The 8360-nt window shown below is 45.8% G+C and carries 6 protein-coding genes; 1 reads left to right on the top strand and 5 read right to left on the bottom strand.

Annotated features, from left to right (window positions below; all coding sequences use genetic code 11):
- The coding region (locus tag F6K38_RS30860; RefSeq protein ID WP_287358880.1) for an nSTAND1 domain-containing NTPase at window positions 1-3572 on the bottom strand (3572 nt) is incomplete at its 3' end.
- A gap of 24 nt (window positions 3573-3596) precedes the next feature.
- Between F6K38_RS30860 and F6K38_RS30855 the strand changes: the two genes are divergently transcribed.
- Complete coding sequence (locus F6K38_RS30855) at window positions 3597-3725, top strand: hypothetical protein (protein WP_287358878.1); 129 nt, start codon at window positions 3597-3599, stop codon at window positions 3723-3725.
- Here the strand turns inward: F6K38_RS30855 and F6K38_RS30850 are convergent.
- The 4 genes from F6K38_RS30850 to F6K38_RS30835 form a co-directional block, all read right to left on the bottom strand.
- A complete protein-coding gene (locus F6K38_RS30850) occupies window positions 3705-5069 on the bottom strand; it encodes a hypothetical protein (RefSeq protein ID WP_287358876.1) in 1365 nt (454 codons plus the stop codon). The genes F6K38_RS30855 and F6K38_RS30850 overlap by 21 nt on opposite strands.
- 291 nt (window positions 5070-5360) lie before the next feature.
- On the bottom strand, window positions 5361-5498 hold the full coding sequence (locus F6K38_RS30845) for a hypothetical protein (RefSeq protein WP_287358874.1): 138 nt from the start codon (window positions 5496-5498) through the stop codon (window positions 5361-5363).
- Window positions 5499-5507: 9 nt separating this feature from the next.
- On the bottom strand, window positions 5508-6509 hold the full coding sequence (locus tag F6K38_RS30840; RefSeq protein ID WP_287358872.1) for a hypothetical protein: 1002 nt from the start codon (window positions 6507-6509) through the stop codon (window positions 5508-5510).
- A gap of 183 nt (window positions 6510-6692) precedes the next feature.
- Window positions 6693-8066, bottom strand: coding sequence for an ATP-binding protein (locus F6K38_RS30835; RefSeq protein ID WP_287358869.1), 1374 nt, complete (start codon window positions 8064-8066; stop codon window positions 6693-6695).
- Window positions 8067-8360 lie beyond the last annotated feature (294 nt).

The following is an 8360-nucleotide window of genomic DNA, read 5'->3' as shown; positions in this document are numbered from 1 at the left end:
CGGTCAACTCCAGCGCTAGCCAGCAGCTGACCATCCGGACTAAATTCCACCTGGTCAACCCAACCCTGATGCCCTTTCAATTCCTGGATTTGCCTAGTTTTGACGTCCCACAATCTCACGATTCCGTTAACTCCAGCACTAGCTAGCAGCTGACTATCCCAGCTAAATTCCACCTGGTAAACTCTACCCTGATGCCCCTTCAATTCCTGGACTTGCCTAGTTTTGATATTCCAAACCCTCATGATTCCGTCAAGTCCAGCGCTAGCCAGCAGCTGACCATCCCAGCTCAATGCCATCTGCCAAACCCAACCCGGATGCCCCTTCAATTCTTGTTGGACTTGCCCAGTGTTGAGGTCCCACAACCTCACGATTCCGTCAAGTCCAACGCTAGCCAGCAGCTGACCATCCCGGCTGAATTGCAACTGCCAAACCCAACCCCGAGGCTCCTTCAACAATTTTTGGACTTGCCCAGTGTTGAGATCCCACAATCTGACGATTCCGTTACCTCCAGCAATAGCCAGATGCTGACCATTCCGGCTGAATGCCATCGGCCAAACCCAACCCCAATGCCCCTTAAATTCTTGTTGGACTTGCCCAGTGTTGAGATCCCACAATCTGACGATTCCGTCACCTCCAGCGCTAGCCAGATGCTGACCATCCCGCCTAAATGCCACCTGCTTAACCCTACCCTGATGCTTCACAAGTCTAGGCTCCTGAATCTGGTCAAGAATCCGTTGTAAAGCAAGTATTGGACTAGCAGCGGGATAGTCTTTCAACGGAGTATTTTTCGTGACCATTGCTTTCAAGGCTTTCCCGGTCTCCATAGCTGCTACTAAGGCATCAAACAGGCTAGTTTTATTAAACGGCCTATACAATTCAATAAGATGTGTAAGTCCTGCTCGTTCTAGTTTGGCTCCTTCTTGCTTCCTTTGCTCCAAAATTCGCTTTTCTTCCTCAAAATTTGCCAATTTTTTTTCTATTTCACTCTCATATATATGACGAATTGGAGATACTAAATAATCATGAACCAACTGATATAAGTCTTCTGTTCCTAGTGGAATCTGAAACACTAAACCTGAGCCCACTAAAATCTCCAAAATCAGGCTGATATGCTCTGGGGGGAAATTTAATACACTAGCTAATTCAGTTTCAGTTCTTATGGGTCGAAGCTGCTTGTCATCGGTCAAGAGAAACAACAATTTCCAGGTAATTTCTCGGTACTGTGGTCCACAATCGGTAACCACAGCGTCCAGATAACGCTCTACTAGTTTTTCCTTATCGCCTCCTTGCTGATACTTCTCCAAGGTGACAATTCCTTCGGTTTCTAATTGCGCTCCCACCACCTGCAATTCAATCGGACGAACTTCTCCTGTTTCTGCTGCTAAATCTTTGACCAATTTCTCAATCAACTCTGGTTCTAAGGAAAACTTAGCTTGCTCCGTTAACCGTTCAATCACCGCTTTGGCATGAGATTGAGTAAAATTACCTAAGTAATAGAGGACATCTTTGCTGAGAATATCATTATTGACGACATCTAAACTAATCAGGCGGTCATTACACTCTAATAAATAATAGATATAATCTTCTCGCAAGGCCAGAATCACCTTGACTGCCTCAAGGTCTAGACAGTCTTTTACAAATTGATAAAAAACTCGCCGTTGCTGTGGCTTAGGATACTCAAATAAAAATTCTTCAAACTGGTCGAAAATTAGAACAGTCAGTCGATTAGTTTCACCATTGTGTCGCAGCTGGTGGAGCATTTTGCCGAGAATTTCTTCCCTCTCTCCCCCCTGCTCTGTTCCAATTATCTTTTCAGCCAACCTATGCTTCCACCCCTTATAAACTGTCAGCAACACCGGCTCCACATCCCGAGCGGCAATAATCTCTTGCTGTAATCTAGGAATTAAACCAGACTGAAGTAGAAAACTTTTACCCACACCGGAGGAGCCACAAATTACCGTTAGTTTGTGGTCTTTGCGACCAATACGCTCAACTAACTCATTAATCGCTTGCTCTCGACCAGAGGCAGCAATGCGATCAGCCACCTGAGTATCCCTAATTCCTTGGTTGAGGGACAATTGACCAACGCCCACAAATGCCCGAAACCGGAACTGATACTCGATTGATTGCTGATATGCCTTAACTAAGAATGCTTTTTGATACTCTTCTTGATCAAAGTAGAGTTGTCGTAATTCTGCCAGAATTTTAATATATAGATCAGGATTAAACTTAGGTAGGGTTTGCTCTTTGGCTTGCTCTAGATGCTCAATTCCCTGCTGGGGTTCACCGAGATGGTTGTAGGCTCTGGCTAAGGATAAGCGATACCAACCTTGATGAAGTCCCCACGCCCAGTCCAACTGCTCCCGCGTCAGGTCACCAGGGAGTTGAACAGAATTCTTGGCCTTGGTAAGGATGTCCAGTGCTTCAGTTGCCAACTCCTTGACTCGAGGCCATTGGGAGCGAGCGATGGCGACTTCTGCCGCTAGAATGCCGTAATCATGGGCAAGCCAGACCGGGTTGGGATATTTTTTATGGAGGGTTAAGGCTTTTTCCCCTAACTGCTCCAACTCATCCCATTCCTCTAGTCTTTGTAGAATTTCCCCCAAGGGATTGATAAACTTAGCCACTAAGTCGGGACGCTTAGCTTTCTCAAAGGCTTTATGCGATCGCAAAAAATAGTCCTTAGCCTGTAGGCAATGTTGCTCATCCTGATTCCGGTCTTGATCGGCATAGGTACGGTACAATTGCCCCATATAGAACAGAACACATCCGTATCGGATTAAATGTTCGGTTACCCGAGAGCGAGAAAAGCGCGAAGATAGCACTAAATCTTCCCATAGCTTTAAACTTTGTTGATAATCCTTCTCGGACTGCTTGAGACCATGGGAAATTCCTCGACCTAAGATAAATTCCAGACTGGCTTCTAAGTCTAGGGCTAATTCTACATGCCGATGTTGCAAGTCTTGCCAAGCCCAGCGTAAGTCAGCCAGCTGCTGGTTACTGAGATTATGTTTATGGTTAAGAAAGTCAGCAGCTCCACCGGCTAAGACTTGAGTAAACCCAAGATCAGTAACCTGTTGGATAAATTCGATTACATTAGCGGTAGAGATTTGAAAGTCTAGGGGTGAACCGGTTCCCCAACTGGCCAAATCCCTAGCCGAGCGCAGGAATTGGGTATAGACTCGGTCATCTACCCAAAATAAAACCGGGACATGGAACTGTTTCCGAAACTCTTCCCGGACTCCATTGGCTAATCTGAGCAGTTGCTCAAGGTCTGTGACCACCTCAAAGCCATAAACCATAATCCCTTGGGGCTGTTGTTGTCTCAGTTGGGATTGAATCGAGGTGTATATAGTCCTGTGGAGCTGGGTGACCTCGGGAGTTAGCTCAATCGGGAGAATCTCTACCGAACAAACCTCTGCCAGCTGTTGAATCAACTGGTCTCGCCACTGGGTATAATTACAATGGGCAAAGATTAAGGAAAATTCCTGTTCACTGGCTCCCATTTCCATTGCCCAAGCCAGCTGCTTCAATAGCTGTTGATGATAATCCTGTGGCTGACGATTAGTCATGGAGTTATAGCAATCGGTGCTCAGGTGTTTCCAAATTCAAGGTATGACTTTTCACCCTCTCCACCCTTCCCGCACCTCCGAAACTCTTCCCCCGATTCCCGATTCCCGATTCCCGATTCCCGATTCCCTCCGCTACAACTTGCCCGTTTCTAACAGAATCGGATTGACGGTAAACCAAGACCCTTGAGTATCATAGTACTCATAGACAAATAAACTACGCACCAGCATCTGATAAGATTCCTCTCCAATGACTTCTTGGCTCTGATGCACCTGACGCAATAATTCCCAGTCCTTTTCATTAATCGCTAATCTGATTCTATTACAGCGACTACGAATAACCTGGTCTAAACCTGCCCGGGATAGCGGTAACTTGCCCTCCACCATAATCCAATCCCGAATCATTGCCAGTAACTGCCGCAGATGACCACCACTGATAGAACAGAGTCTGTCAAGGGTTTCCGGTGCATCAAACACCTCCGCAATCCCCTGCAACCGTTGCGCTGGTGCTAGCTTAGGGAAAGCTCTAGCCATTACCATAGCTCTGAGCCTTGCCATTCCTTCCTCACATTCCTTACCATTCCGTTGCATCACTGGCACCATTGGCAACACCTTCGGCTCAACCCCAAAACGATTGGTAAGCCGGACGATATCATTAGAAAATCGTAGCCCTAGGGGCATGGTATAAATAACATGACAGTTGAGTTGGCGCAACTGTTCTCCCCGGTCTACAAATAAATATTCCGGTTGTGTTCTTCCCCAAGGCTTCGGCACAATTTCCACCCGGTCAAGGTTATCGACGATTACCACTAGTCCCCGTTTTCCCTGGTATTGGAGTTGAGCGATCGCAGGCTCAATCAACTCGGTATTAATCACATCAATAATGGTTTTGGTACGAGGTTCAATATAATCCCGCAACCGATTACGCAAGGTTGGGCTATTTTTGGCTCTCGTGGTAATCTTAGCAATCCCTACCGATAGCGAATACTCTCCCTGTTTTTCCTTGATACCAAACTCACCAACCTTGGGAACCTTAACCTCAATCGGAGTTATATCGGAACCCAACAATTCGGAACCCAACAATGTGGTAATTTCCTGTAGGAAAGCTTTAAAGCCTTTTAGTGGTAAGTTAACCTGGCTAGCTTCTAAACTTTCACTGACCTGGCGAGCAATAACTAATAAAATATCCCCCACATCCACATCATTCATTTCCAAGTCCTGACTCGACTCCAAGTAAACCACATGAAAGTCTTCTTTTAGCAACTCAGCCTGGAGTCGATATAATTCTGTAGACTTCCCACAACCAATATTTCCAGTAAATAATTGACAGGTGGGCTGATCTTCAGAGAATAGAGTAATTTGAGCTTTCAGTTGCTCAATCAGTGCTCCCCCTCGGACGGAAGAAAAATCGATATAAAACTTCTGGTCTTCTGCCTGGGTGAGATCGAGTGTTTTGCTTGGGTTAGTGGCTTTATAAAACTGGGTGAAATTTACAGTCATAAGATGTGGGGTGACCGGGTCTGAGGGGGTCTGAGATGGGTAGGATTCTTACATTTGGGTCGGGAGTCGGGAGTCGGGAGTCCTCAGAAGCGTGAAATGAGCAGATGGAGAGAATTATCCCGGAAATTATTGTAGATTTGGATACATATTTTTAAAAATTGCTACACAATGAAAGTACGTACTCGCCCCAATGTTTAAAAACCTAGCCTTGTGAGGTGGGGGGGTAGGGAGTCAGATTAGCAAGGAAGGGTGGTGGTTTCCCTCATTAGTAGTGGTACATAAATAGTGATTTTAGCACCCGAAACCTTCACAAGACCGTAGGCAAATCACTACATCTTTACCACTACCAATGCCGTAATCATGAGCAAGCCAGACCGGGTTGGGATATTCCTGATGCAGGGCATTGGCTTTTTTTTCTAACTGTTCCAACTCATGCCATTACTCTAGTCTTTGTAGACTTTCCCCTAAGGGATTGATAAACTTAGCCACTAAGTCTGGACGCTTAGCTTGCTCAAAGCAATAATGCGATCGCACAAAATAATCTCTAGCCCTGAGGTAATGTTGCTGATCCTGATTCCGGTCTTGATTGGCATAGGTACGGTACAATAGCCCCATATGGAACAGAACACATCCGGAGCGGATCAGATGTTCGGGGTTGGGAGAGGGGTAAGCTCCCAGAATATCTTCCCATAGGTCTAAACTTCGTTGATAATGCTGTTGGGACTGGTTGGGATCATTGGGAATTTCTCGACCTAGGATAAATTCCACACTGGCTTCTAAGTCTGGCGGTAATCTTACCTGCCGATGTTGCAAGTCTTGCCTTGCCCGGCGTAAGTCAGCCAGCTGCTGGTTACTGAGATTCTGTCCATGGGTAAGACCCCCAGCAGCTCCAGCGGCTAAGACTTGAGTAAAGCCAAGATCAATGACCTGTTGGATAAATTTCATTACGTCAGGGGTAGAGAGTTGAAAGTCCAGGATTGAACCGGTTCCCCAACTTTCCAAATCCCTGGCCGAGCGCAGGAATTGGGAATAGACTCGATCATCTACCCAAAATAGGACGGGAACATGGAACTGTTTGCGAAACTCTTCCCGGACTCGATTCGCTAATTTGAGTAGTTGCTCAAGATCTGTGACCACCTCAAAGCCATAAACCATAATTCCTTGGGGCGGTTGTTGTGCCAATTGAGATTGAATCAAGGTGTATATCGTCCTGTAGAGCTGGGTCACCTCCGGAGTTAACCCAATTTGGAAAATCTCTACCGAACAAACTTCTACCAGATCTTGAATCAAGTGGTCTCGCCACTCGGTATAATTGCAATGGGCAAAGATTAAGGTAAATTCCTTTACACTGGCTCCTTTTTCAATGACCCAAGCCAGCTTGTTCAATAGCTGTTTATGATCAGCGTGTTGGTGATGATCCTGTGAGTGAAGATTAGTCATGGAGTTATGGCAATCGGTGCAATGGTGTTTCCAAATTCAAGGGACGAAGAATTACTAAAACCAATCTCAAAGTCCATCTCAAGGCGCATTCTTGCTCATCTGACTCCCCACACTTCCCACACCTCCCAGCCTCCCCACACCTCCGAAACTCTTCCCCCGATTCCCGATTCCCGATTCCCTCCCCTACAACTTACCCGTTTCTACCAGAATCGGATTGACTGCAAACCAAGACCCTTGAGCGTCATAGTATTCATAGACGAATAGACTACGCACCAGTAAACGATAATAGTCCTCTCCAATGACTTCTTGGCTTTTATGCACCTGACGCAATAATTCCCACTCCTTTGGCTGAATCGCTAATCGGATTTTATTACATCTAGTACGAATAACATACTCTAACCCTGCCCGGGATAGAGGTAACTTCTCCTCCAGCGTCATCCATTCCCGAATAATTGTTTGTAACTCTCGGACATGACCACCACTAATAGAACAGAGTCTGTCAAGGGTTTCCGGTGCATCAAACACTTCCGGAATCTCCTGCAACCGTTGCGCTGGTGCTAGCTTAGGGAAAGCTCTAGCCATTACCATCGCTCTGAGCCTTTCCATTCCTTCCTCACACTCTTTACCATTCCGTTGCGTCACTGGCACCATTGGCAACACCTTCGGCTCAACTCCAAAACGATTGGTAAGCCGGAGGTAATCCTTAGAAAATCGTAGCCCTAGGGGCATGGTATAAATGACATGACAGTTGAGTTGGCGCAACTGTTCTCCCCGCTCTACAAATAAATATTCTGGTTGTGGTGTTCCCCCAGATTTGGAAACAATTTCCACCCGGTCAAGGTTATCGACGATTACCACTAGTCCCCGTTTTCCCTGTTGTTGGAGTTGAGCGATCGCAGGCTCAATCAACTCGGTATTAATCACATCAATAATCGTTTTGGTACGCTGTTCAATATACTCTCGCAACAGATGGCGCAAGGGTGGGCTATTTTTGGCTGTCGTCATAATCTTGCCCATCCCTACCGATAAGGCATACTCTCCCTGTTTTTCCTTGATACCAAACTCACCAACCGTGGGAACCTTAAGCTCAACCCCAGTTACCTCCGAATCTAACAAGTTGGTAATATCCTGTACCAAAGCTCTCAACCCTTGTAGGGGTAAGTTAACCTGGCTACCTTCCAAACTTTGACTGACCTGGTAAGCAATAGCTAATAAAATATCCCCCACATCCACATCGTTCATTTCTAATTCCTGATCGGACTGGAAGTAAACCACATGAAAGTTTTCTGCTAGCAACTCAGCCTTGAGTCGAGATAATTCCGTAGACTTACCACAACCAATATGTCCGGTAAATAATTGACAGGTGGGTTCATCTTCCGATAATAAATTAATTGGAGCTTTCAGTTGCTCAATCAGTGCTTTCCCTTGGAAAGAAGAAAATTCCTCTCGAACAGGAGAAAAATCGATATATAGCTTCTGGTCTTCTTTCTGGGTGATATCAAGGGTTTTGCTTGGGTTAGTGGCTTTGTAAAATTCGTTGAATAAATTTAGAGTCATCAGGGGAGGGGTGTGGGGTGTGGGGTGTGGGGTGTGGGGTGTCAGATCAGCAAGGGTTCAAGACTGTTTATGTATCATAACTAATGCTGGAAGTTCTAATTACTTTTTGGGTATAATAATAGGCTATTTTTGTCTATTTTAATCCATGGCATTAAAGGTAGGCTAGCTTAGGCAAGTGCGATCGCATCAGCCTGTGAGCCTGGTGATTGAGCCTGTGAGCCTGATCAGCCAAAGTGATCCCACTAGCTTAATGACTTGGAGGATAAAATGTAAGCATTCAGCTATCAGCTATCA

The organism is Moorena sp. SIO3B2 (assembly GCF_010692525.1).
GTDB classification, from domain to species: domain Bacteria; phylum Cyanobacteriota; class Cyanobacteriia; order Cyanobacteriales; family Coleofasciculaceae; genus Moorena; species Moorena producens.
The sequence above is the reverse complement of the archived record's forward strand: the minus strand, read 5'-3'. Positions and strand labels throughout refer to the sequence as shown.